Source organism: Roseovarius sp. MMSF_3281, assembly GCF_030733685.1.
GTDB lineage: Bacteria > Pseudomonadota > Alphaproteobacteria > Rhodobacterales > Rhodobacteraceae > Roseovarius.
On record NZ_JASHIM010000013.1, the window covers coordinates 1 to 23675 of the forward strand.

Consider the following 23675-nt stretch of genomic DNA (forward strand, 5'->3'; position numbering starts at 1 on the left):
GGCGGACGGGGGCAATCGGGGCGTCATGGTGGGCAGCTGTGCGGTCTGTGCCGTGCCGGTGGGCGTCGGGGATGGCGGGGCCGGCGTTTGGGACAGGGGCAAAGGCGGGTCGCCGCGACCCCGGGCCGGCGCCTCGCGCGCTTGGCGTGGCGAGGCGCCGTTTTCCGACGCCGCCACATGCCACGCCATACCGCCGGATGCAGGCGCCGCATCCTTGGCGGCAAGACGTCCCGTGGCCGCGCGCGGGGGTGTTTGCCCCTCTTGACCGGCCGTTTCCGACACGGGCGGGCGCACCATCGCGTGCCCCGCCCGATCCGGCATCGCAAGCCGTGGCGGCACAGGCGCATGGGCCTCAGCGGCCTGCCCATTGCCCGGAATCAGCGGTGCCCTTGGTGCTTTCGAGGAGATTTCAAGCTGCTTTTGGGCGGTATCAGAGCCTGTTTCCGTGGTTGTTGCCGGGCCGGGCCCGAACACCGGGTGGGGCCGCCCCCGCGTGACCGATGCCTGAGCCCCCGATATCAAGCTGTCGGACGCCCCACCTTGCCCCGGTCGCGCGGGGTCTGCGCCGGGCAAGGTGGGTTGCGCCATCTCCACCGCCTCGGGGTCTGCCGTGTCCGGTTTGGGAGGCGATGCATCAACCTGCGGCACCTCACCGTCCAAAGGCGGCGAGGTGCCGGGGCCCTCGCCCCCCTCGGCCTTGGGCAAATCGGTTTCCGGCTCCGCTTGCGGCGCAGGCGATTGCAGATGCGCCGCCCCGAAAACGGCAAGAAAAGGCGGATGCGCCGCCTTGGGGGCGGGATGCGCGGGCGATCGCGGTTTCGACGTCTGATCCTGTGCGACAGGCGTTGTATGAACTGGCAGCATGCTGCTCTCCGGGATTTCTTCCTCAGTTGGGGAAAGCATGGCAGATGCCGGTTACCGGTTCTTTACCGAATTGCGGTCAAATGGCGGGGTCTTGTCCACAATTCGAGGTAAAACAGTGACTGATTTTTTACCGATTCCCCCCAAGGGCGCGGCGCCAAGGGCGGCTTTCTCCGACCTGTCGCCGGCGCGCGAAGCAGCACGGAAATTGGAAGCGACCTTCCTGGCCGAGATGTTGAAAGGCGCCGGATTCGGCACGCAGGAAAATTCGTTTTCCGGTGGGCCGGGCGGGGATCAATTCGCCTCGTTCCACCGGCAGGCCGTGGCCGAGGAGATCGCCAAAACCGGCGGAATCGGCCTGGCCGAACATTTCCTGAACGCAATGATGGAGACCCGAGATGAACCATGAAGACGCGCAAACCCTGATAAACCGTCTGGATGACCTGCTTGAACAAGAGCGCGCGGCGCTTTTGGCAGGCGACCTGGAGGCCATCGCAACGCTTTTGGAAAACAAGGAGCGGCTGATTGATGCGCTGAATGCCCTGACCGAGGCCGAGCGCCCGGAAATGGGCGCCGTGGAGGCCAAGGTATTGCGCAATCAGGCGCTTTTGGATGGCGCGTTGCAAGGGATACGGCACGTGGCCGCGCGCATGGCCGCCCTGCGCCGGGTCAGGCGCGGGCTTGAAACCTATGACGCCAAGGGCACCAAGACCACCATCGAAGGAGAGGCCGATTTCAGCGTGGAAAAGCGGGCCTGAGGGATTTGTGTCAAATGCCCATGATAACGGGGGCGCGTTTTAGGGTTCCGTTAGCATCTCAAGGCCCATGCTGTGCCTGCATCCGGAACGGGTGGCGCGGCAGGGGCACAAGCCCCATCGGCTGCAGATGTCAGAACGACTGTTTGGCCCGGCCTCTGGCGGAGGCGGGTGTATGAAACATGGCGCAAAAGCGCCAAGCGTTAAAGGAACATGCTATGTCGAGCATTCTGACGAACAACAGCGCGATGGTGGCGCTGCAAACCCTGAAATCGGTCAATTCGAACCTTGCCAAGACACAGGACATGGTGTCGACCGGCAAAAAGATTTCCTCTGCCAAGGACAATTCGGCCATCTGGGCGATTTCCAAGGTGATGGAATCGGATGTCAACGGCTTCAAGGCGGTCTCGGACTCGCTTGCCGTGGGTGAATCGACGGTGGCTGTCGCCTCGGCGGGGGCCGAACAGATCGTCGACATCCTGGGCGAAATGCGCGAACTTGCCGCCGCGGGAACCAGCGAAACAGCCGATTTCGGCAAGATCGAAGCCGATATGACCGAGAAGGCGAACCAGATCACCGCCATCACGGGGGCCGCGCAATTCAACGGTGTGAACCTTCTGGCGACGGATGTGGACGGCAACGGCGGCACGCAGCTAACCGTTCTGTCCTCGCTTGACCGGTCAGGGGCCAACGACGACAGCAATTCAAACCCACCGACGATTTCCACCATCGACGTGGCCGGGGTTGATTTCGAAGCCAACCTTGACATGACGTCGCGCACCTCGATCGCGTCGGCCGCCGATGCGCAGACGGCCCTGGACGAAATCGAAGGCTTTTTGCAAATCGCGGTTCAGGGGGCGGCGGATCTTGGGGCCTCGGCCAAGCGGGTCAGCGACCAGAACGATTTCGTTGGCAAGCTGACCGATGCGATGAAATCCGGCATCGGTGCCTTGGTGGATGCGGATATGGAAGAGACCTCGGCGCGGCTGCAGGCCCTTCAGGTGCAACAGCAGCTTGCGACGCAATCGTTGTCCATCGCCAACCAGGCACCGCAGGCCATCCTGTCCTTGTTCAGGGGCTAACACTGATCGGGGCGCCCCGCACCGGGCGCCCCGACGCATCCTGACACGACAGACCCAAACCGGAAGGATTTGATGTGAACGCGATCCAAATGGCACAGAATGCCTATCGGCAAGATGCGCAGGCCACCCGCACCCATCGCGGCGTTGAATATGACGCCATCGCGCGCATTACCCATGCGCTGAAAACGGCATCGGAGCGCGGGACGACAGGGTTTCGCGATATGGCCGCCGCCATTCATGACAATCGCAGGCTGTGGACCCTCCTGGCCGCCGACGTGGCGGATGCGGGAAATCCGCTTCCCCAGGCGCTGCGCGCGCGGATTGTCTATCTTGCGGAATTCACCCGGCTGCACAGCAGCAAGGTTTTGACCCAAGGGGCAAGTGCCGCGCCCCTGATCGAAGTGAATACCGCGATCCTCAGGGGGTTGCGCGATGGGGGGGCATCGGCATGAGCGGTCTTGTCCTGAAACTGAGCCCGAAAGAACGGGTTTTGATCAATGGCGCCGTGATCGAAAACGGCGAGCGGCGATCGCGCCTTTCCATCGTGACGCCCGAGGCGAATATCCTGCGGCTGCGCGATGCCATTCACCCCGATGAAGCCAATACCCCGGTGCGGCGCGTCTGCTATGCGACGCAATTGGTGTTGTCGGGCGATGCCGAACCGGACGAGGCGCGCCTGCGTCTGTTGCGCCGGATCGAGGAATTGAGCCGGGTTTTCACCGACCCTGACAGCCATGCGCATCTGTCCCGCGCGACCGAGGCGGTGTTGAACGCCCAGTATTATCAATGTCTCAAGGCGCTTCGTGGATTGCTGCCCCGGGAAGACCGGCTTTTGGCGCAGGGTGTGCAATGAGTTTTCAACCCGTCATACCGATGTCGGGCCTGAGCGGTTGGGCCTTTTTGAATGCCACGCGGGACAGCCAGGCCGAGGCCTTTGAGAAATCCCCCGTCATCAGCCGCGATACTACCTATTTCGAGACCAGGATCGGCGAGATCACCAGCGCCGAGGACCTGGTGGCGGACCGCCGGCTTTTGCGCGTCGCCCTGGGGGCCTTCGGGTTGCAGGATGACCTGGATAACCGCTTCTTGATCCGGCGTATCCTGGAAGGCGGGGTCGAGTCGCAGGATGCGCTTGCCAACAAGCTTGCCGATGACCGCTACAAGGCGCTGTCAGAGACTTTTGGCTTTGGCGATGGGGGCACTCCGGCGACGCAAAGCGAGGGGTTCGGCGCCGAGATCACGGCCCGTTTTCGCGCGATCTCTTTCGAGGTGGCGGTGGGCGATCAGGACGAAAGCCTGCGCCTGGCCATGAATGCCGAGCGTGAACTGGCCGAGATCGCGCAGGAACGCCCGGACAGTGACGAGTCCCTTTGGTTTCGGATCATGGGCACGCCCCCCCTGCGCAAGGTGTTCGAGGTGGCGCTTGGGTTGCCGGACAGTTTTGCACAGTTGGGCCTGGATCAGCAGCTTGAGGTTTTTACGGACCGCAGTGAAAGCCAACTGGGCATCGCCCGCCTTTCGGATTTGGAAGATGCCGAGGTTCTGGATGGGCTGATTGAGCGATACCTGCTGCGCGATCAGGTGGCCGGGATGCAGGCGCAAAGCGCCAATGCCATCGCCCTGACCCTGTTGCAGCAGGCGCCGCGGCAGTTCTGATGCCCTTGTGCGGCGGGTCTTGATGTTGGTGGCGCCGGGGGATGCGACCCGCCTAGGGATCTGACCGTTTGGGTGCATGATGCGGGGTGGCCCGCGCCGTGGTCTGGCGGGGGGCGGGCAGGCCGTGTTCGGACCTGCGCGCGCGGCCTGTGGCTGCCCCACGCCGCAGGATCAGGCCAAGGCGCGCAAAACTGTCGGTGATCGTATTCGGCTCGGATTCCGCCAGGAATGCATCCAGGTCCGGCCAGATGCGCACCGCCTGATCCAGCTCCGGATCACTGCCTTCGCTGTAAAGCCCGGCCCTGATCATCGTTTCGGAGGCGGCATAGGCCCCCAGACGGGCACGCGCCTGCGCAATGAGGGCATTCTCGTCATCACTGGCGGCGGCGGGCAAACTGCGAGAGACCGAGCGTAGCAAGTCAATCGCCGGATAGCGGCCGCGCTCGGCAATCGTACGATCCAAAACCACATGGCCGTCCAGCACCCCGCGCAAGATATCGGCGACCGGCTCATCCATATCCGAGCCGGCCACCAGGACACTGAACAGCGCGGTGATGTCCCCCGCCGCCCCCGCACCTGGCCCCGCGCGTTCGCACAGCGACATGATCATATGCGACGTCGAGGCCGGGTAACCCCGCAGGGCGGGCATTTCACCCGAGGCGGTGGCCACCTCGCGGTGCGCCTCGGCAAACCGGGTGACGGAATCGGCCAGCAACAAGACGTGCCGCCCCTGATCACGAAAATACTCGGCCACGGCCATCGCGGCCCAGGCACAGCGCCGCCGGATAAGCGGCGACATGTCGGAGGTGGCCGCAACGATCACCGCCCGCCGCATGCCATCGGGGCCAAGCACCTTTTCGACGAATTCGCGCAATTCGCGCCCGCGTTCGCCAATCAGCGCGAAAACCACCAGATCGGCCTGCATATTCTTGCCCAGATGGCCCAGAAGGCTGGATTTCCCCACACCGGACCCGGCGAAAAGGCCAAGCCGCTGCCCGCGCACGATGGGTAGCAGGGTGTTGAAGGCGGCCATCCCGGTCTCAAGACGCGCGCCCAGCGCGCGGCGCTCGGCCGGTGCAGGGGGATGCGCCCGCAAGGGATATGGCGTATGGTCGGCTGCCAGTGGCATTCCATCCAGTGGGTTTCCGAAGGGATCAATCACCCGCCCGACCCAGCCCGTCGTCGGCGAGATCGTCGCGGCATCCAGCAAAAGCGCCGAATCGCCCAGCGCCACGCCCACGGGCACCTCATCGGGCAAAACGACGGTGCGCCCTTCCTCAAGCTGCACGACCTCGCCGAAAAGCGGGCCTGCGCCCCGGTCGATGCGCACCCGATCCCCCAAACGCGCCTCGCCCGAAAGGCCAGACAAACAAAGGCTATGCCCCTGCACGGCGCTGACCCGGCCAAGGGGGCGCACGGCCTTGAGCCGCGCGATATGAGGGGTCGGGGGTGTCAGGGTGTTTTCCGTCATCGGGAACTCCAAAAGTTTTTCCGCAAACCCTTTCTAAAGGAATCACGGTTAAGCCTTGATTGAAGCCAATCGAGGGAGAAGCCCCGATGTTTGAAAACCTAGACATCTTTCGCATGTCGCATGCCATGGCCCGCCACGCGGGAGCGCGACAGGCCTTGATCGCGCAGAACATGGCCAATGCCGACACCCCCGGCTATGCCGCGCGGGATTTAGCGCCGTTTCAGGCCTATTTAGAGACTGATACCGGTGATTTTCGCCCAAGGGCCACACGGGCCGCACATCTGCATGGAGCGGGTGCCAACCGCGCTTATGACCCGTCCATTCGCCATGACGCAGAGTCCGATCCGAACGGCAATTCGGTGTCGATCGAGACCGAGATGGTCAAGGCCGTTGAGGTCAAGCGACAGCATGATCGCGCCCTGGCCATCTACAAGCATTCCCTGACGGTTCTGCGCAACGCAGTGAGCGCAAGATAGTAGGGCCAGGGATGAGTGAATTTGCCAAATCCCTTGATGTCACCGCCAGCGGGCTGAAGGCGCAGGCACAGCGCCTGCGCCACCTGTCGGAAAACATCGCCAATGCCGATACGCCGGGATACCGGCGCAAGACGATTTCGTTCCGCACCGAGTTCACGGCGGGCGAGGGTACGGGCCGGGTGGAAACCGGGCCTGTGCAACTGGATCGCGGGGACCTGAAACAGGTGTACGACCCGACGCATCCCATGGCCGACGAAAGCGGCCATTACGGCGGGTCCAACGTGGATCTGGTGATTGAAATCGCTGACGCGCGCGAAGCGCAGCGCAGCTATGAGGCGAACCTCAAGATGTTCGAGCAGGCGCGGCAAATGTCCTCGGGTCTGATGGACCTGCTTCGCAAATAAAGGAGATCCAGAATGGATATAAAACCTCTTTCCGCTGTTCAGAAATATGCAGCCGCCCGCCCCGCGACCGAGGCAAAGCCCGGCGCGGGCGGCCCCGGGGAGGCGCTTGGCAATGTGGCGCGCGATTTCGCCGCCACCCTGCGCGAAAGCGAAGCCACCGCAAAGGCCACGATGACCGGCGAGGCCGATCCGCATGCCCTCGTGCAGGCCTTGGCGCAAACCGAACTGGCCGTGGAAACGGCGGTAACGGTGCGCAACAAGGTGGTCGAGGCCTATCAGGAAATCCTGAGAATGCCGGTCTGATCATGCTGGACCAGGTGATTTTCTTCGATTCCATGCGCCAGGGGCTTTGGGTGGCGGTGATCATTTCATTCCCGATCCTGACGGTGGCCTTGCTGGCCGGTGTCACGGTGGGCCTGTTCCAGGCACTGACCTCGATCCAGGAATTGACCCTGACCTTCGTGCCGAAACTGGCCGCCATCGTCGCGGTTTTCTGGCTGACCATGGGGTTCATGACGCAAACACTGGTCGGATTTTTCCAAGACCGGCTGATCCCGCTGATCATCGGAGGATAAGATGGAAAACGCAGGTTACACGACCCTGACACGGCAATCGGGCCTGTTGCGCGAATTGCAGGTGGTGGCCAACAACATCGCCAATGCCGCCACCACCGGGTACCGGCAGGAGGGGCTGATCTTTGCCGAGCATGTAACGCGCACCGACGGCGGCCCCTCGCTTTCGATGGCCACGGCCAATGTGCGCAATACCTCGATGCTGCAAGGGGCGCTGACCTCCACCGGCGGCACGCTTGATCTTGCGATCGAAGGCCCGGGGTTCTTCCTGATCGAGACGCCGCAGGGGGAGCGCCTGACAAGGGCGGGGAATTTCACCCTCTCGGCGGCGGGCGAGATGGTGACCAACGATGGCTTTCGCGTGCTGGATGCGGGGGGCGCGCCGGTCTTCGTGCCACCCGATGCCGCCGATGTCGCCATATCGCGCGATGGCACGCTAAGCGCGGATGGCCGCCCGCTTGGGCAATTGGGGCTTGTCCGGCCCGTGGAAGCCCATGACCTCATTCGCGAGGATGGCGTGATGTTTCGCACGACAGGCGGAACAGAGCCTGTTTTCGACGGGCGGATCGTTCAGGGTTTCCTTGAAAGCGCCAATGTCGACCCCATCGGACAGATCGCGCGCATGGTGGAAATCCAACGCGCCTACGAGATGGGGCAAAGCTTCCTGGATGCCGAGAACGAGCGCATCCGCACGGCCCTCAAGGCCTTTACACGCTAACCGCAGGAGAACGATATGCGCGCCCTCAAGATTGCCGCCACGGGCATGGCCGCCCAGCAGATGCGGGTTGAAACGATTTCCAACAACCTCGCCAATATGTCGACCACAGGCTACAACACCCGGCGGGCGGAATTTGCCGATCTGCATTACCAGCAGATGGCCCGCCCCGGCACCGTGAACGCCAATGACGGCACGGTTTTGCCCACCGGCGTGCAGCTTGGCCTTGGGGTGCGGCCCGCCGCCGTTTCGGTGAACCTTGCGCAGGGGGCGCTTTCGCCCACGGGCGGCGATCTGGACGTGGCGATCGAGGGCAATGGATACTTGGAGGTCACGCTGCCGTCGGGCCAATCGGCCTATACCCGCGACGGGGCGCTGAAGCGTTCGGCCGATGGGCTGATCGTGACTTCGGATGGCTACCCGGTGCAGCCCGAGATCACCATCCCCGACGATGCGCGCAGCCTGTCGATCAACCCGGCGGGGGAGGTTTATGCTTACTTCCGCGATGCCGCCGAGGCGCAGTTGATCGGGCAATTGAACCTGGCCGGGTTCACCAACGCCAAGGGGTTGGAGGCCATGGGTAGCAACCTTTTCCTTGAAACAGAAGCCTCGGGCGCTGGGCTGATCTCGACGCCCGGGCAGGACGGGCTTGGCACCCTGCGACAGGGATACCTTGAGGACAGTTCGGTTGACCCGGTGCGCGAAGTGACCGAACTAATCGAGGCGCAGCGCGGCTATGAACTGAATTCCAAGGTCATTTCCGCCGCCGACCAGATGCTTGGCGCGACGACGCAGGTGCGCTGATGATCCGCCTTGCCGCCTTCCTGCTGGCCCTTGGGGCGCCCGCCATGGCCGATACGGTCTTGGCCGCGCGCACCATCCGGGCACAAAGCATCATCGGCCCCGGCGATGTGATGGTCAAACCCGTCGAGATCCCCGGCGCGGCCACGACCCCCGAGGCGGTCATCGGACTGGAGGCGCGGGTCTCGCTTTATGCCGGGCGTCCCATTCGGATGGGCGATCTGGGCAAACCCGCCTTGGTGGATCGCAACCAGATCGTGCCACTGATCTTTGAGCGCAACGGGCTGCGGATCACCACCGAAGGCCGCTCGCTTGGCCGGGCGGGGGCGGGTGAAGTGGTGCGGGTGATGAACATGTCCTCGCGCAATACCGTCTCGGGCCGGGTTTTACCGGATGGCCGTATCATGGTCTCACGTTAAGGAAAAATTATGCTTTTGCGCCTAAACAGTTTCTGGTTTTTTATCTTGCTCGGCTTGGCGGGCTGTGGCCGCTTGGACCATTTCGGCAAGCCGCCCAGCCTCAGCCCGACCGAAACGACCCCGGAACATGTGGCGATGCTGCAACCCGGTTTGCCGCTGCGCGCCGAGGTTCAGCGCCCTGTCGACGAGGCCTCGCTCTGGTCGGGGAGCCGGCAATCGCTGTTCGGCGACAGGCGGGCGGTGCAGCGGGGGGACATCCTGACCGTCGTGATCGAGATCGACGAGGAAGCCGCGATTGAAAACTCGACCTCGCGCTCGCGCAATGCCTCGCAGAACATGGGGGTGCCGCAGCTTCTGGGCCTGCCACAGCGGATCGACAAGCGCCTGCCCGAAGGGGCCAGCATGGCGGATGCGGTTTCGCTTGACTCTTCGGGGTCGTCGGGCGGCGACGGGTCCGTCAGCCGCCGCGAAGAACTGACCCTGCGGGTGGCGGCGACGGTGACGCAGGTTCTGCCCAATGGCGTCATGGCAATCCAGGGAACGCAGGAGGTTCGGGTGAATTTCGAACTGCGCGAGCTTTTGGTGACGGGCTACGTCCGGCCCGGCGATATCTCGCGCCAGAACGAGATCACCTATGACAAGATCGCCTCGGCGCGGATTTCCTATGGCGGGCGCGGCCAGATCACCGATGTGCAACAGCCCCGCTATGGGCAGCAGGCGCTGGACATGATCCTGCCATTCTGAGGGAAACGACATGATCAAGAAACTTCTGCCTGTTCTTATGCTTTCGGTCGGCCTGGGCGGTGGCGTTGGCGCCGGCCTAGCCCTGCGCCCCGACCCCGTGAAAAACGAGACTGTTCCGGCAGAAAAAAGCGAAACACCGGGGTATCAAGACCCGGCGAAAGGGGACCATGCGGCAGGCAATGCGGGTCACGCGGATGACGACATGGCCTATGTCAAGCTGAACAACCAGTTCGTGGTGCCCGTGGTGCACGATGAGCTGGTTGAATCGCTTGTGGTCATGTCCCTGGGCATCGAGGTGGATGCGGGCCTGAATGCCGGGGTTTACGAACGCGAACCGAAGCTGCGCGATGGCTTCCTTCAGGTGCTGTTCGATCACGCGAACATGGGCGGGTTCGAAGGTGAGTTCACCAATTCCAACAATATGGACGTCCTGCGCGGCGCCTTGAAAGAGGTTGCGCAAGGCATCCTTGGCAAGGGTGTCCGCAGTATACTCATCACCGATCTGGCACGACAGGATATCTGAGGCCCCCATCGCGGGGCCCGCCCGCGACGTCAAAGTGACATTTTCAGCCTGATCAGATCCTGAACCGCCTCAAGCTGTGCCTTGTCCCGGGCACCTGTGCGATCTGTGGCCTCTTGGTGTTTCATCGCGGCCACGGCCTCGGCCCGGCCGAAGGCCTGCTTGAGGCCCGCCATTTTCGCGGCTTTTTGCGCCAGCACCCGGGCCAGCTTTGTTTGCAGGTCGCTACGGCTTTGAGCGGCCCAGCGCCGCCATGCCATATCCCCGCCCACGCGCTGCAAGTCCATGGTATCGGCGAGCGGCAGCGCGGCACTGCCGCTGACATTGTCTTCCAGATCGGCCAAGGCCCGGCGCAACCGGCGCTCTTCGGTCAAAACAGGCTCTAATTCAGCCTGTTTTGCCCGGTACTGCGCCTCGGTCAGCGCCGCAAGGTCCGTCAAGCCGCGGCTCATCCGAAGGCCTTTGCCTTGCGGCGCATGGCATCGGCAAAGCGGATCGCGGCGGCCACGGCGCGGTATTGCGAGGTGTCGATTTCCTGTCCGATCTCCGTCATGGAATGGATGGCGCGCGCGGTTGGCGGATCGCGCCGCACGGGCACACCATTCTCGACCGCAAGGTCGCGGATGGCCAGCGCCAAGTGCCCGGTGGCTTTCGCCACGCAGACCGGGGCCGACCCGGATGCGCGGCTCCATTGCAGGGCAACCGCGTAATGGGTGGGGTTCATGATCACCACATCGGCCTTTGGCACCTCCGCCATCATCTTGTTCGAGGCAATCTCGGTCGCGCGTTGGCGGCGTTCCTGTTTCATATGGGGGTCGCCCTCGTGCTGTTTATGCTCTTCCTTCAGGTCGCGGTGTGACATGCGGTTTCGGCGGCGATGGTCATGATGTTGGAACACAAGGTCGATGCCGCCGATCACCAAAGCGATCACCAGAACGACCGACATGAACTCAACCATCATCCGGCTGAGCAATGCGCCAACAACTTGCGGTTCGGCATGCAAGGCACCGGTCATTTCGGGCAACCGGTAGGTCAGGTAAACCCCGAGAACCACCGAGTAGCACAGGAGTTTGACAAAGCTTTTCGCAAACTCGAACAGGCCGGAGGGGCCATATTTCTGCTTGGCGTTCTGGATCGGGTTGAGGCGCGAGGCCTTCGGTTTCACCTTGCTTGCGGCCACGACAAAGCTGCGCTGTGCGAGGATCGACAACAGCGCCATGCCCGCCGGCACAAGAAACCATGCCAGCAAGGCCATGGCCATCGTGGCCATCAGCCCCCCCATAAGCGGGGTGGCCGGGCCATCGAAAACCACCGGGGCAAGGCCCGAGGCCTGCCCGATCAACACCATGAAACCTTCGCTGACGGTCCGGATCGCGCTTGCCCCGGCGACAAGACCCGCCAAAAGGAACCCGGCATAGGCCGCGGCCGTTGTCATATCCGCCGAGCGGGCCACCTCGCCTTTCTTGCGCGCCTCGTCCAGCTTGTGCTGTGTCGGCTCGTGGGATTTATCGGTGTCGTCGTCCTGTCCGGCCATTCACCCGCCCCCCAGGGGATTGGCCAGGAACCTGTCGAGCGCATTGGCCCAGATCGTGAGGATCGTGGGCGCAAGCAGGAACAAGAATAGCAACCCAAGGCCGGTGATGACCGGCGCGCCGACAAACACCACCATAAGCTGTGGCATGGCGCGGTTTATGATGCCCAGCGTCAGGTTATAAAGCACCGAAACGATGACAAAGGGCGCGGCGAGGGTGAAGGCCAGTGCAAAGGCCCCGGCCACCTGCCGCATACCCCATTGCCCGACCGAGGCCGCCTCGGGGAAAACCCCGACCGGGAAAATCCCGTAGGTCAGCACAAGCATCTGTATCGCCCGGACGTGCAGGCCAAGGATCATCACCAAGGCGATGCCGCCGATCACCAGGAAATGGCCGATGGCCGGAAGGGGTGTCACCCCCACGCTGCCAAGGATATGCGACAGCGACGTGGATTGCCCGGCGATGGACCCGGCGGTTTGCAGGGCCATGACGAACAGGCGAATACCCAGCCCAATAAGCAGGCCAACGGCGCTTTCACTCAGGGCAAGCCACACGACGTTGCCCGGCGCGACCTGCGACGACGGCACGAAAGGCGCCACCGCCGGGGCCATGACGACCGTAACCATCAAGGCGATCACAAGTTTGATCCGCACCGGAAGGGCCTGTTCACCAAAGCCGGGAAACAGCGCAATCGCGGGGCCGACCCGCAACAAGACCGCAAGGTGTAGCCAAAGAAGGCCGCGCGACAGGTCAATCGCCTCGGCCATCTGGGTCACGCGGCCACCATGCCGACAAGGCTTGGCCGGGCCTCGAGGCCGATTTCTTCGAAGGACAGGACAGGCGTGTTGATCCGTTTGGCCGAAAGCGCCGTCTTGAGGAACCGGCGGCGCGCGGTCGAGGTGACGATAGCCGGCGAAATTCCCTTTTGCCCGGCCCTGTTGACCTCCTCGGCGATGCCGCTTGTGAGGGTATTGAACAGCTCCGGCGGAAGCGCCACGTCAAGCCGCCCGCGCTCTCCATCCACTTGGTAGGTGGAAAATGTCTCTTCCCATTCCGGGGCCAGCTGGATCAGTGGCAAGCTGCCATCGGGTTGTTGCAGCCCGGCCACCAATTGAAACCCCAGACGCTGACGGACATGTTCGCAGATCGCCTCGGGGGTTGCATGGCCCTGCCGGGCCTCGGCCGTGGCCTCGAGGATCAGGGGCAAGTTCCGGATCGAGACCTGCTCGGCCAACAAAAGGCGCAGCACCGCATGAAGCAGGTCCGAGGGGACACGATCGGGGATGATCTCGTCCAGTAGCTTACGGTTTGCCTCGGCCCGCGCGGGATCGGACAGATTGACCATTTCATCCAGCAGGCGGCGCATGGATTTCATCGTCAGCAACCGGCTCAAATTGCCGCGGATCACCTCAAGAAGATGCGTGGCAAGCACCTCGGCGGGGGCCACGATGGTGGCCCCGGACAGGGCCAGGTCCTCCTGCGCCGAGGCGTCGATCCAACGGGCCGGCGCGCCGTAAACAGGCTCTGATACCGCCTCGCCCGGGGGCAAGCCGGCAAGGCTGTCCGGATCAAGCACCAAAACCTGGTCGGGGCGCAGGGTGTCGCGCGCCTGCTCAACCCCTTGTACGCGGATCACATAGGTGCCGGGCCGTAACCCCGGCTCATCCGTCAGGCGCACTTCGGGCAGGATCACACCGAAATGGGTGGCCACATGTTTGCGGATATTCTCGATCCGGGTGTCCAGCCCGGTGCCCGGATCCAGAACCATGTTCACCAGGTCGGGCGCGAATTCGACGTGGATATCGTCAAGCTCAAGGATATCGCCAAGCGAGCGTTTGGCCGGAAGGGGCGTTTCGGCCATGGCCTGAGCGGTGTTGTCGGTCTCGCCGGGCCTGTTGCGATGCAGCCAGAACGCGACCCCGCCAAGCCCCAGCCCGCCAAGCATGAAGGGAACGAAGGGCAGGCCCGGCACCAATGCGAAAAGCACCATCAAAAGGGCGACCGTCGCGATGGCGACGGGATGCTTGCCAAGCTGCGCCCCCAAGGCAAGGTCGGTTGCCCCCTTGGCGCCGCCCCGGGCCAGCAAAAGCGCCGAGGCAATGGAAATCACCACGGCCGGGATCTGGGTGACCAAGCCATCCCCGACCGTCAGGATCGCATAGGTTTCAAAGGCCGTCCCGATCGCCATGCCATGCACAACCGTTCCCATGATCAGGCCCATCACGAGATTGAGCAAGGTGATCAGCAACCCGGCCACCGCATCGCCCTTGACGAACTTCGAGGCCCCGTCAAGCGAGCCGAAAAAGGTGGTTTCCTGCTGTTCTTTTTCGCGCCGCTCCCGCGCTTCGGCGTGGTTGATCGCACCGGCGGAAATATCGCTGTCGATGGCCAATTGCTTGCCCGGCATGCCATCAAGGGCAAATCGGGCGCCAACTTCGGCCATCCGCGCGGCGCCCTTGGTGATCACCATGAAGTTGACGATCAACAGAACACCAAAAACAACCAGCCCCAGGAACACGCTGCCGCCCATGACGAAATTGGCAAAGCCCTGGATCACATCGCCCGCCGCCCCGGTGCCGGTGTGCCCTTGCCCGATGATAAGCTTGGTCGATGACACGTTGAGCGACAGCCGCAGCATGAGCGAGGCCAGAAGGATCGTCGGGAACGAGGAGAAATCCAGCGGTTTCTCGATAAACAGCGTGACGGTGAAAATCAGGATCGCCAAGGCGAAAGAGGCCGCCAACCCCACGTCCAGAACCGCCGCAGGCATCGGCAGGATCATCATGACGATCACCGCCATCAATGCCAGTGCCAAAAGGACCGTGGGCTGAAACAGGGCCCGGATTGAAAACCCCGCCATGATCAACGCCCCCCTTTCGATCCTGGGCCATTCACCCGATACCGGCGCCTGGCAGGGGGTGCGGTGCGATCACGCATAACGGCCGGGGCCGACGTCCTGCGGCCCGGCCCCCCGGCGCAAAGCGCGACACCCCCACGCCACCAAGGGTTTGCCGGGTCTTGCCCGGAACAAGCGCGCCGTGCTTTTGCGCGGCCATGGCCGTTATGCGTGGTGGGATCGGCGATTCCGCGACCCGTAGGGCAACCGTCGGACACTTTGTGACCTTTCCTTGATGGGCGTTCTGCACATGCTCCACAGCTATCGAAAGAGAGTTGATTTTAAGTAACCAAGAACCAGGGAATTTCGGCAATCTACCGGGATGCGATGCGGCACGGGCCCTACCCGCCCGGCCCCTCCAGGCCGCGCGTATCCAGCAGGTTGCGCAACATGTCGCGGATATCCCCGCTCTGCCCCAGAAGGTCACGGCCCCTTCGCAGCTGCCCCGCGGTGCGCCCTGTGCCGGGTGCCTCGGGCTGGCCGGTCATGTAGTCCGCGACTTGCGCCAAGTCCGTCTCGGGGTTGGCTGCAAGGCGTTTCCAATCCTCGGCCAGCCATGCCTGCAACTCGGCCGCCTCATCCTCGCCGACACTTGCAAAAAGTTCGGATGCCGCGCGATGTTGGCCAAGGCGGCTTCGGGCCTCGGCGCGCAGGCGATTCACATCGCGCCCGTCCAGGCCCAATAGCTCGGCTTCGGCCTGCCTGGGGCGATCTGTTTGCAGGGCCTTGCGGGCACGCAGGATTTGACGCTGTCGATGATTCGGCGCCTTTACGCCCCCCTCAAGGTACAGGCCAGCGGCCTGCGCGAAACCAAGGTCCAACAGCCGTGCCGCGGTGGCATTGGCCACCGCCGGCGAAAGCCGGGTCATGGGCCGATCCTCGGGCGGAAGCGCATATTGCAAAAAGTCGAAGTCTTCGGCCCGTGCCGCAAGCCGCCCCATGACATCGTCGACAAGCGCATCATGCGTCATGCTACCCTTTTCCTTGATGCGGTCGATTTCGTCGAAAGCCTGATGAAAGGCCCCGGACGCGGCCAATGCGACCACCTGCGCCCAGGTCAGATCGGCATGAAGGTCCGTGCCCCGGGTCTCGCGGGCATAGGCCCCGGCCAGTTGCGCCATGTCAAAGGATATCTCCTTGTCCTCGCGCCACAGGGTTTCAATGCGGCGCACCAGCGCGCGCGCCGATGGCTCGGCCCCGTGTTCGACGACGCCGTCAAGCGTATCGGCCGCCTCCTCAAGCGCCCCCTCGGCCAGTTCGGCCTCGGCCTTTGCCAATCCGATTTCCGGCGTGTCCGGCCCCGGCCCGCGCTCAAGGATGCGAAGGATGCGATTGGCCACATCGGGCCGGTTCGCCTTCAGGAACCGATCCGAAAGCCAAGGCCCGACATAGCGGCGCAAATGCCGGGGCAAGGCGGAAAACCCCCTGAGGATGGCATCGGTATCCACGGGCGTATTGGCAGGCAGATCGGCGTGGGCCAGTGCGGCCCAAAGCGCAACAGAGGATGTGCAATCCAGTTGCCCGGCAAAGAGCGAGGCATCGGGCGCTTTGCCATGCTGCAGGATGTCGGCCATGGCCATGGTCATCGCGCGCCCCTGTGATGGCGTCGCAACCAGGCGCAGGGTGCGCCGCGCTTCGGCACCAAAGCCGAAATAGACATAAAGCCGCGCCAAACGCAGGGCTGTCTCTTCGTCGGGTTTGTCGAATTCGCCGAAAAGCCGCGCGTTGAGCGGACCGATTTGCGCCCCGAAAGGAGCGTCGTTTCCCCAATCCGAGACACGCACCACGGCTTCGGGCAGGCATGCGCGCCCGTCGCTCGTGATCCCGGTCATGGTGTCGGTATGGCGCAAGAAATCCCGGTCGATACTCGATTGCGCGCGGATGTTGTCAAGGAGGTTATGTTTGCCGGCCGGTGGCCCGTCATTGGCTTGCGGCGCGGACCCGCCGCCCGGTGCAGGCGATTTCGGTTTGGCCTGCGCCCCTGCCCCTGCCTTGCCTGACAAACCCGCCTTGGGCGATAACAACCCCTGCGAGGCGGCGCGGCCAAGTTGCTCCATGATCTGCTGGCGCTTACGGCTTAGCGCCTCGGCCTGCCGCATGGGGGGGTGAAGCCTTGGGGGCTTGGGCCGAACGCTTTCGGCGGGCGGGGTCAGTTGGCGCTGCAGCAAGGCCGCCGAAGGGCGGGTTCGAGGCCACTGGTTCCGGGCGATCATCCGGCGCGTGTCCGGGACGGCCTGCCGTTTTTGGCGCATTGTATCGCGCGGTGGGCGCAACCGCGGCGTGACAAGATCGCGACGCGCCGGCGGGTCCGCAATATCGATGACCAGCATGGTTTCGGCATGCCAGAACATCGTCACATCACAGGCACAGGCCAGATCGAGTTGCAGACGCCCCGGCGAAAGTTCCCGCAAACCCGTCAACCGGTCGCGCGGGATACGGTCGAACACCTCTGCAACGTCAAATCGAAAGGGCCGCTGAAAGCTCAGAACCGGGCTTTTGCTGTCATTGGACATGGTCCAATCCGCCCGCGGCGGAACCGTTAGGACAAGCCGCGTAAAACTGTCGTGCTCTCCTGACCGGATGGGCACGCTTTGTGCAAAGGTGGGTGCCGCGAGCACTGCCCAGACCATCAATATGCCAAGCAACCGCATCATGCTGCATCCTGCTTGACGCCCTTCAGGGCCGCTTCCAGATCCGAGAAACTGGGCCGGATATGCGAGGGGGTGTTCTGCCGCCCGACCTCGATACAGATATTGGTCGCGTGGTTGTGCAAATTGGCAACCAGAACCTCGCGGATCAGGTGGTAAAAGTGACTGTCCTCCTCGACCACGGCCTTGACCTTGCCCGCGAACGGGCCAACGAAACCATAGGCCAGGAACACCCCCAGAAAGGTGCCGACAAGCGCGCCGCCGATCATCTTGCCCAGGATTTCCGGCGGCTGGTCGATCGAGGCCATGGTCTTGATCACACCAAGCACGGCGGCCACGATACCCAGCGCCGGAAGACCATCGGCCACCGTTTGAAGCGCATGACTGGAATGCATGGAGTGATGCAGTGTCGCCTCCATCCGCTTGTCCAGAACCTCTTCCACCTGGTGCGGATCGTCATAGTTCATCGAGGCCGAGCGCATGGTGTCGCTGATCAGGGCCACCGCTTCCTTGTCGCCAAGGATTTTCGGGTACTTCGAGAAAATCGGCGAGTCCCCGGGTGTCTCGATATGTTCCTCGATGGCGACCGGATTTTGCCGGGCCAGCCGGATCAATTCGAACAGCAGGCACAAGAGATCACGATAATCCTCGGGCTTCCACTTTGGCCCCTTGAACACCTTTCCCACATCCTTGCCGGCCTGCTTGACCGCCGACATGTCATTGCTGATCAAGAAGGCCCCGACAGCCGCGCCGCCGATTATCATCATCTCGAACGGCAGGGCCTTGAAGATAATACCCAGTTTGCCCCCGGCGGCCAGATAGCCACCAAAGACCATGGCAAAGATGACCAGGATACCGATTAAACCAAGCATATGCTTCTCCAGCCTTTCGTGGGGGTGTGGGGCGTGCGCGCCTTTGCGTCATTCCTTGGGGACATTGGCGTTGCGCCCGGCAAGGACCACGCTGAAGGTATGCGCCGCTTGCGGTGTCAGGCCCGCCATGATCTCGGCCGCGGCCTCGGGACGCATCCGGCCAAGGAAACCGGCCGCGAAATTCGGGTCCATTTCCTCGAACAAGGCGGCGGCCTGTTTGGGCTTCATGCTTTCATAAACCTTAGTAAGGCGCGCCAGGTCCGAGTCCGAGGCGCTTTCGGCCATGGCGATCGTGGCCCGCAAATCCGCTTCCGCCTCGATCAGTTCCTGCAGTTTTCGTTCGGTTTCCCGCTTGGCCACCGACAGGGCCTGCATCCGGTCACGCAATGCAGTTTCACGCCGGGTCAGGCCCTGTTCACGGGTCTTGATCGCCGCAAGCACGCGCCTAAGGTCGTCTGGCGTGTCACAGGCCTGCGGCGCGGGTTTGGCAAGGGGGCTGGCGTCAACCCCGTCTTGCGCCAGGGCAAGGGCCTGCCCCGCCCCGCCGCCAACCCGGAACCCGGCCGACAGCAACAGGATACTGGCGATCAGAACAAGGGCCCCACGGCCCGGCTGTCGGCGGCGGTGTTTGCCTTTGCGCGTCATTGCGCCACCTCGCTGTCAATCGCTTGATGACGTTTGAACACCGCGCCTTGCGGGGCTTTGGGCGGGGGGGCCGCCGGCAGATCGTGCATCGAGGCGACCATCAGTTCCAGACGTCTGGCCACCGCTTCGGCGCGCTCCGTCAACCCTTCAAGCGAGTCGGTCGAACTGCTGGCCGTGCTTTGCGCGGCCTCCAGCGTCTTGGCCAGGTCATCGACCTGCGCGGACAGAACGGCCACCGCCCCGCCAACCCCGTTTTCAAGATCATTGAAGCGGCGTAGCCGCCGGGCCAGAACGAAACAGTAAAACCCCGCACCCAAAGCACCTGCCACAAGCAGTATATCGGCAATCAATTCCATTCCGTCACCTCAGTTCAGTACAAATTCCATGATCAACAGGTCCCTTACCCGGTCGCCGCCGGTGACGATCTGCACCCGGCGCAGCATCTGCGCCCGCAGGCGAATCAGGGCCGATCCCGCCGCAATATCCTCGGGCTCCAGCGCGCGCAGGTAACTGTTGAGAACATCGACAACCCGCGGCATCAGTTTCGCCACCTCGGATTCGTGGGCGGTGCCAACCTCAAGCTGTGCCTGGAATCGCAGGTGGCTTGCCCCGCCCGACCCAAGCGAGATGACCATGGGATCAACCGGCACGAAGGCCACATCGGACATGTCTTTCACTTCGCCCGATGCCGCCTTTTGGGCCGCGTGTTCGGTCACCTCCGGGGCAAGAATCAGGCCCGAATACACCGCATAGAACCCACCGCCGCCGCCCAGGATGGCCAATACCAACCCAAGGACAAGCGGCAGTTTCGATGCCTTTTTCGGGCTGTCTTCTTCCGTGTTTTCCGTCTCGGCCATCTTTCTCACCTGCGAGTCGCCTTTGACGCACTATAGGCACGCAGGAACTAACCGATTGTTAAGCCGGATCAGCCAAAGATGACCTCAGCGAACGGCAGAAGCCGGGGATCAGGAGGCAAAGAATTGCAGCAAGTTTTTGACGTCTGGAACAAACTGGATGCACGCCGGCGCGTGATCGTCGTTTTGGCCACGGGGGCCGTCTTTGCCGCCGTTCTGGGCCTTGCCCGCATGGCCTCGTCACCCAGCCTGACCTTGCTTTACGCGGGTCTTGAGAACGGGGCGGCGGGCGATGTCGTGGCCGCCTTGGAACAACGCGGCGTGGCCTACGATGTGCGCGGCGGTGCGATCTTTGTCGAATCGGCGCGCCGCGATGAATTGCGCATGACCTTGGCCAGCGAAGGCCTGCCCGCCACCTCGACCAAGGGCTATGAACTGCTTGATTCGATGTCGGGCTTCGGGACCACCTCGCAGATGTTCGATGCCGCCTATTGGCGCGCGAAAGAAGGCGAACTGGCCCGCACGATCCAGGCGCACCCCGCCATTACCGGCGCGCGGGTGCATCTGGCCAGCACCGGATCGAACCCCTTCCAAAGGGATGTGACGCCCTCGGCCTCGGTGATGATCAACACCTCCTCGGGTACGCTGACCGCACAGCATGCCCGCGCCCTGCGCTATCTTGTGGCCTCGGCGGTCACCGGTCTGGCGCCCGAGGATGTCTCGATCATCGACAGCACCGGGGGTTTGATCGGTATGTCCGAAGATACGCCCGCGAATGCCACCGACGATCGCGCCGAAGCGATGCGCAAACGGGTCCAGCGCCTGCTTGAGGCGCGCGTCGGGCCCGGCAATGCGGTGGTCGAGCTTAGCCTCGATACCGTCACCCGGACCGAATCGATGCGCGAACGCCGGATTGATCCGCAAAGCCGCGTCGCCATCAGCACCGATTCCGAGGAACGCACGAATACCTCTTCTGATCAGGGCGGTGGCGATGTCACCGTGGCCTCGAACCTCCCCGATGGAGAGGCGGGCGGCACCGATAGCTCCTCCAGCCAAAGCAGCGAAACCCGCGAGCGGATCAATTACGAGGTGTCGGAAACCGAACGGGAAATCACCGTCGCCCCCGGTGCGATCAAACGGCTGACCGTGGCGGTTCTGGTCAATGGCACCATGGGCACTGGCACCGACGGGGCCGAGGTTTTCACCCCCCGCCCCCAAGAGGAACTGACCGCGCTGCGCGAATTGGTGGCCTCGGCCGTCGGTTTCGACGAAGCGCGCGGCGATGTCATCACCCTCAAGACCATGCAATTCGAAACCGTTTTGCCCAGCGGCACCAGTGCCGAACCCGCGTTCCTCGCGGGCCTCGGGCTTGACCTGATGTCGATCGTTCAGGCCGCCGTTCTGGGCCTTGTTGCGCTGGTTTTGGGTCTGTTTGTCGTTCGGCCCGTGTTGATGAAGCCCCGCGCGGGCGCCTCCACGTTGCCGCCCCCCGCGCCCGATTCCCCATCCCCGGGCGAAGCCGCCGCCCGCGTTCTGACCGGCGAGATCGACGATGGCCCGCGCGACGCCGCGGATATGTCGCTTGTCTCCGGCCCCGAGGGGGCCGCCTCGGAAGACGAGGCCGAGGTTCCGGCGCTCACCCGCGGCGGTGACGACCCTGCGGAACGCCTGCGCAACCTCATCGGTGAACGACAGGAGGAAACCGTCGAAATCCTGCGCAGCTGGCTGGAAGAGGAAAACGCCTGATGACCATTTCGCATCTTCTTGAGGATTTCAGCACCCTGGCAGATGGCGATCCGGTGGCGATCACCGATGTCGCCCTCGAAGAGGAAAAACTGGCCGCCTTTGAAAAGGGCTATCAGGCCGGGTGGGACGATTCCACCAAGGCCTCCTCGGAAGAGGCCAGCCATGTTTCGGCCGATTTCGCGCAGAACCTGCAAGACCTGTCCTTCACCCTGCACGAGGCACAGGCCGCGGCGCTGAAATCACTCAAGCCCTTTCTTGATCAACTGGTTGAAACCGTCCTGCCTCGCCTTGCGCAGGACAGCCTTGGGGCAAGGGTTCGGGAAATCCTGCACGGCTTTCTTGACGAACAAACCCCCGCGCCGGTGTCGCTTCTGGCGGCACCGGAAACGGTGCCGGTTCTCGAAAAGCTGCTCGAAGGGCCCGACCATCCGCCCGCCACCATTTCCGCCGATCCGGCGATGAGCGAAGGCCAAGTGCGCCTGCGGTTTGGCGATACCGAGCGCGAGATCGACACCAAGGCCGTTCTTGCCGGGATCTCGGACGCCATCGAAGCCTATTACGCCGACACCCTGAACGACATGAAGGATACCACCTGATGACCGAAACATCCCAGACCCCGCAACAGGCCGAGCTGAAAACGCCCTTTTCCTCGGTTCCCATCGAGATCACCATTTCCGTGGGCAAGGCCCGCCCCTTGATCCGCGAGTTGCTGACGCTCAAGCGCGACGCGGTGCTGCCGCTCGACAAACGTGTCGACGACGCGGTTGAGCTTTACGTGGGCGAACGCCTGATTGCGCGCGGACAACTGGAAGAAATGGAAGGCGATCAGGCCGGGCAACTGGCCGTCCGCCTGACCGAGGTGGCGGACCTTCAAGATGGGCTGGGGTAAGCGGCCAATGCCGGCACGGCTTTTTCTCACGGCGCTGCCACTCTTGGCGGCCCTTCTTGCCGCCGGACCGGCCCCGGCACAAGAGATCGCCATTTCGCTTGGTCAGGATGGCTCGATCAGCGCCCGCACGATCCAATTGATCCTGCTGATCACCGTCCTCAGCCTCGCACCGGGCCTGGCGATCATGATCACCTGCTTTCCTTTCATCGTCACGGTGCTTTCGATCCTGCGGCAGGGGATCGGGCTGCAGCAATCACCGCCCAACATGCTGATCGTCAGCCTTGCACTGTTTCTCACCTATTACGTGATGGAGCCGATCTTTTCCGAGGCTTGGTCCGCAGGCATCGCGCCCCTGCTGGACGAGGTGATCGAGGTGGAAGAGGCCGCACAGCTTGCCCTCGCGCCGTTTCGCGACTTCATGGCAGGCCGGGTCGATGGCGCGACCTTCGCCAGCATGGCCAACCTGCGGCCCGATACCACCGGAATATCGGCCAGCGCCGAGGCGCCGCTGTCGGTGCTGGTGCCCAGTTTCATGCTGTCCGAAATCGCCCGCGCCTTCCAAATCGGCTTCCTGATTTTCCTGCCCTTCCTGATCATCGACCTTGTCGTTGCCGCCATCCTGATGTCCATGGGCATGATGATGGTCCCCCCCGCGATCGTGTCCCTGCCCTTCAAATTGGCCTTTTTCGTCATCGCCGATGGCTGGACCCTGATCGCCGAAAGCCTTGTTCGCGGGTATTTTTAGACCCTGTTACACCCTAAAATGCCCATTCCGCCTTTGCACCGCATGCCCTGCGGCGCTGGCTTCCAAAGGCTCAAAACTGTCAGGCTTCTACGCATGGGGCTGAGAACGGGGCGTTGCGAACCGCGCATGACGGCCCATTCATTCGACCAGGCAACTCATCGGTCCAAGCGCTATCATAACCCGCTTTGCGCCCGTTTCGCGCCCCGGGGCACCCGTCAACACCGCTTGAAAGGCAGCAGATTTGCGGCCTGACCCATCCCGCAAGCCCGAACGCAGAGGTCCCGGGTCAAGCCCGGGACGGGCCGCCGGTGACGTCAGGCCATCACGTATCGGCCCAAGATGAGGGGGCCGCGATCATCAGGGGGCGGCCCA

General features: G+C 63.3%; 30 protein-coding genes. 19 read left to right on the top strand and 11 right to left on the bottom strand.

The window, feature by feature from the left end; genetic code table 11:
* The coding region (locus RBB32_RS12815; RefSeq protein WP_306153110.1) for a hypothetical protein at positions 1-864 on the bottom strand (864 nt) is incomplete at its 3' end.
* Between the two features lie 115 nt (positions 865-979).
* Between RBB32_RS12815 and RBB32_RS12820 the strand changes: the two genes are divergently transcribed.
* The 6 genes from RBB32_RS12820 to RBB32_RS12845 all read left to right on the top strand — a co-directional run bounded on the left by RBB32_RS12820 (position 980) and on the right by RBB32_RS12845 (position 4354).
* On the top strand, positions 980-1270 hold the full coding sequence (locus RBB32_RS12820; RefSeq protein ID WP_306153111.1) for a rod-binding protein: 291 nt from the start codon (positions 980-982) through the stop codon (positions 1268-1270).
* Positions 1260-1619: a hypothetical protein gene (locus RBB32_RS12825; protein WP_306153112.1), complete on the top strand. Its 360-nt coding sequence runs from the start codon at positions 1260-1262 to the stop codon at positions 1617-1619. The genes RBB32_RS12820 and RBB32_RS12825 overlap by 11 nt, the downstream gene beginning before the upstream one ends.
* A gap of 215 nt (positions 1620-1834) precedes the next feature.
* Positions 1835-2698, top strand: a complete 864-nt coding sequence (locus RBB32_RS12830) for a flagellin (protein ID WP_306153113.1) — start codon at positions 1835-1837, stop codon at positions 2696-2698.
* 74 nt (positions 2699-2772) lie between these two features.
* On the top strand, positions 2773-3150 hold the full coding sequence (gene flaF / locus RBB32_RS12835; protein WP_306153114.1) for a flagellar biosynthesis regulator FlaF: 378 nt from the start codon (positions 2773-2775) through the stop codon (positions 3148-3150).
* Positions 3147-3551, top strand: a complete 405-nt coding sequence (gene flbT / locus RBB32_RS12840) for a flagellar biosynthesis repressor FlbT (protein ID WP_306153115.1) — start codon at positions 3147-3149, stop codon at positions 3549-3551. Before flaF ends, flbT begins: the two co-directional genes overlap by 4 nt.
* Positions 3548-4354, top strand: a complete 807-nt coding sequence (locus RBB32_RS12845; protein WP_306153116.1) for a DUF1217 domain-containing protein — start codon at positions 3548-3550, stop codon at positions 4352-4354. Before flbT ends, RBB32_RS12845 begins: the two co-directional genes overlap by 4 nt.
* A gap of 52 nt (positions 4355-4406) precedes the next feature.
* On the opposite strand, the gene RBB32_RS12850 is transcribed toward RBB32_RS12845, so the two are convergent.
* Positions 4407-5825, bottom strand: coding sequence for a FliI/YscN family ATPase (locus RBB32_RS12850; RefSeq protein WP_306153117.1), 1419 nt, complete (start codon positions 5823-5825; stop codon positions 4407-4409).
* Between the two features lie 86 nt (positions 5826-5911).
* On the opposite strand from RBB32_RS12850, the gene RBB32_RS12855 reads away from it, so the two are divergent.
* The 9 genes from RBB32_RS12855 to RBB32_RS12895 are packed head-to-tail and all read left to right on the top strand — an operon-like array spanning position 5912 to position 10479.
* On the top strand, positions 5912-6301 hold the full coding sequence (locus RBB32_RS12855) for a FlgB family protein (protein ID WP_306153118.1): 390 nt from the start codon (positions 5912-5914) through the stop codon (positions 6299-6301).
* Between the two features lie 11 nt (positions 6302-6312).
* Positions 6313-6705 (top strand): flagellar basal body rod protein FlgC, encoded by a 393-nt coding sequence (gene flgC, locus RBB32_RS12860; RefSeq protein ID WP_306153119.1) that lies wholly within the window; start codon positions 6313-6315, stop codon positions 6703-6705.
* Between the two features lie 12 nt (positions 6706-6717).
* Positions 6718-7008, top strand: coding sequence for a flagellar hook-basal body complex protein FliE (gene fliE, locus RBB32_RS12865; protein WP_306153120.1), 291 nt, complete (start codon positions 6718-6720; stop codon positions 7006-7008).
* Positions 7009-7010: 2 nt separating this feature from the next.
* A complete protein-coding gene (locus RBB32_RS12870; RefSeq protein WP_306153121.1) occupies positions 7011-7280 on the top strand; it encodes a flagellar biosynthetic protein FliQ in 270 nt (89 codons plus the stop codon).
* Position 7281: 1 nt separating this feature from the next.
* Positions 7282-7995 carry a flagellar hook-basal body complex protein gene (locus tag RBB32_RS12875; protein ID WP_306153122.1) on the top strand — a complete coding sequence of 238 codons (714 nt, stop codon included), beginning with the start codon at positions 7282-7284 and terminating at the stop codon, positions 7993-7995.
* 15 nt (positions 7996-8010) lie between these two features.
* Positions 8011-8796, top strand: a complete 786-nt coding sequence (flgG, locus tag RBB32_RS12880; protein ID WP_306153123.1) for a flagellar basal-body rod protein FlgG — start codon at positions 8011-8013, stop codon at positions 8794-8796.
* 2 nt (positions 8797-8798) lie between these two features.
* The gene (gene flgA / locus RBB32_RS12885; RefSeq protein ID WP_371931059.1) at positions 8799-9212 is read left to right on the top strand and encodes a flagellar basal body P-ring formation chaperone FlgA; all 414 of its coding nucleotides are present in this window, start codon (positions 8799-8801) and stop codon (positions 9210-9212) included.
* 9 nt (positions 9213-9221) lie between these two features.
* Entirely contained in the window at positions 9222-9956 is a 735-nt protein-coding gene (gene flgH / locus RBB32_RS12890) for a flagellar basal body L-ring protein FlgH (RefSeq protein WP_306153125.1), read from the top strand.
* A 10-nt stretch (positions 9957-9966) separates the two neighbouring features.
* Complete coding sequence (locus RBB32_RS12895; RefSeq protein WP_306153126.1) at positions 9967-10479, top strand: flagellar basal body-associated FliL family protein; 513 nt, start codon at positions 9967-9969, stop codon at positions 10477-10479.
* A 29-nt stretch (positions 10480-10508) separates the two neighbouring features.
* On the opposite strand, the gene RBB32_RS12900 is transcribed toward RBB32_RS12895, so the two are convergent.
* The 9 genes from RBB32_RS12900 to fliL form a co-directional block, all read right to left on the bottom strand.
* Positions 10509-10928 (bottom strand): hypothetical protein, encoded by a 420-nt coding sequence (locus tag RBB32_RS12900; protein ID WP_306153127.1) that lies wholly within the window; start codon positions 10926-10928, stop codon positions 10509-10511.
* Positions 10925-12010 (bottom strand): flagellar biosynthesis protein FlhB, encoded by a 1086-nt coding sequence (locus RBB32_RS12905; protein WP_306153128.1) that lies wholly within the window; start codon positions 12008-12010, stop codon positions 10925-10927. The genes RBB32_RS12900 and RBB32_RS12905 overlap by 4 nt, the downstream gene beginning before the upstream one ends.
* Positions 12011-12775 carry a flagellar biosynthetic protein FliR gene (locus tag RBB32_RS12910; protein ID WP_371931060.1) on the bottom strand — a complete coding sequence of 255 codons (765 nt, stop codon included), beginning with the start codon at positions 12773-12775 and terminating at the stop codon, positions 12011-12013.
* Between the two features lie 5 nt (positions 12776-12780).
* Positions 12781-14868 carry a flagellar biosynthesis protein FlhA gene (flhA, locus tag RBB32_RS12915; RefSeq protein ID WP_306153130.1) on the bottom strand — a complete coding sequence of 696 codons (2088 nt, stop codon included), beginning with the start codon at positions 14866-14868 and terminating at the stop codon, positions 12781-12783.
* 377 nt (positions 14869-15245) lie between these two features.
* A complete protein-coding gene (locus tag RBB32_RS12920; protein ID WP_306153131.1) occupies positions 15246-17558 on the bottom strand; it encodes a hypothetical protein in 2313 nt (770 codons plus the stop codon).
* Positions 17555-18424, bottom strand: coding sequence for a flagellar motor stator protein MotA (gene motA, locus RBB32_RS12925; protein WP_306153132.1), 870 nt, complete (start codon positions 18422-18424; stop codon positions 17555-17557). Before motA ends, RBB32_RS12920 begins: the two co-directional genes overlap by 4 nt.
* A 48-nt stretch (positions 18425-18472) precedes the next feature.
* Positions 18473-19069, bottom strand: coding sequence for a MotE family protein (locus tag RBB32_RS12930; RefSeq protein WP_306153133.1), 597 nt, complete (start codon positions 19067-19069; stop codon positions 18473-18475).
* Positions 19066-19425, bottom strand: a complete 360-nt coding sequence (locus RBB32_RS12935) for a hypothetical protein (RefSeq protein ID WP_306153134.1) — start codon at positions 19423-19425, stop codon at positions 19066-19068. The genes RBB32_RS12930 and RBB32_RS12935 overlap by 4 nt, the downstream gene beginning before the upstream one ends.
* Before the next feature lie 9 nt (positions 19426-19434).
* The gene (gene fliL / locus RBB32_RS12940; RefSeq protein WP_306153135.1) at positions 19435-19926 is read right to left on the bottom strand and encodes a flagellar basal body-associated protein FliL; all 492 of its coding nucleotides are present in this window, start codon (positions 19924-19926) and stop codon (positions 19435-19437) included.
* 123 nt (positions 19927-20049) lie between these two features.
* Here fliL and fliF point away from each other — a divergent pair, with 123 nt between their 5' ends.
* From fliF to fliP, 4 genes are read left to right on the top strand one after another with little or no spacing between them, the layout of a single operon-like run.
* The gene (gene fliF / locus RBB32_RS12945) at positions 20050-21669 is read left to right on the top strand and encodes a flagellar basal-body MS-ring/collar protein FliF (protein ID WP_306153136.1); all 1620 of its coding nucleotides are present in this window, start codon (positions 20050-20052) and stop codon (positions 21667-21669) included.
* Positions 21669-22265, top strand: coding sequence for a flagellar biosynthesis protein (locus RBB32_RS12950; protein WP_306153137.1), 597 nt, complete (start codon positions 21669-21671; stop codon positions 22263-22265). Before fliF ends, RBB32_RS12950 begins: the two co-directional genes overlap by 1 nt.
* Positions 22265-22558 carry a FliM/FliN family flagellar motor C-terminal domain-containing protein gene (locus tag RBB32_RS12955; protein ID WP_306153138.1) on the top strand — a complete coding sequence of 98 codons (294 nt, stop codon included), beginning with the start codon at positions 22265-22267 and terminating at the stop codon, positions 22556-22558. The genes RBB32_RS12950 and RBB32_RS12955 overlap by 1 nt, the downstream gene beginning before the upstream one ends.
* A gap of 7 nt (positions 22559-22565) precedes the next feature.
* Positions 22566-23303, top strand: a complete 738-nt coding sequence (gene fliP / locus RBB32_RS12960) for a flagellar type III secretion system pore protein FliP (protein WP_306153139.1) — start codon at positions 22566-22568, stop codon at positions 23301-23303.
* The last annotated feature ends 372 nt before the right edge of the window (positions 23304-23675 follow it).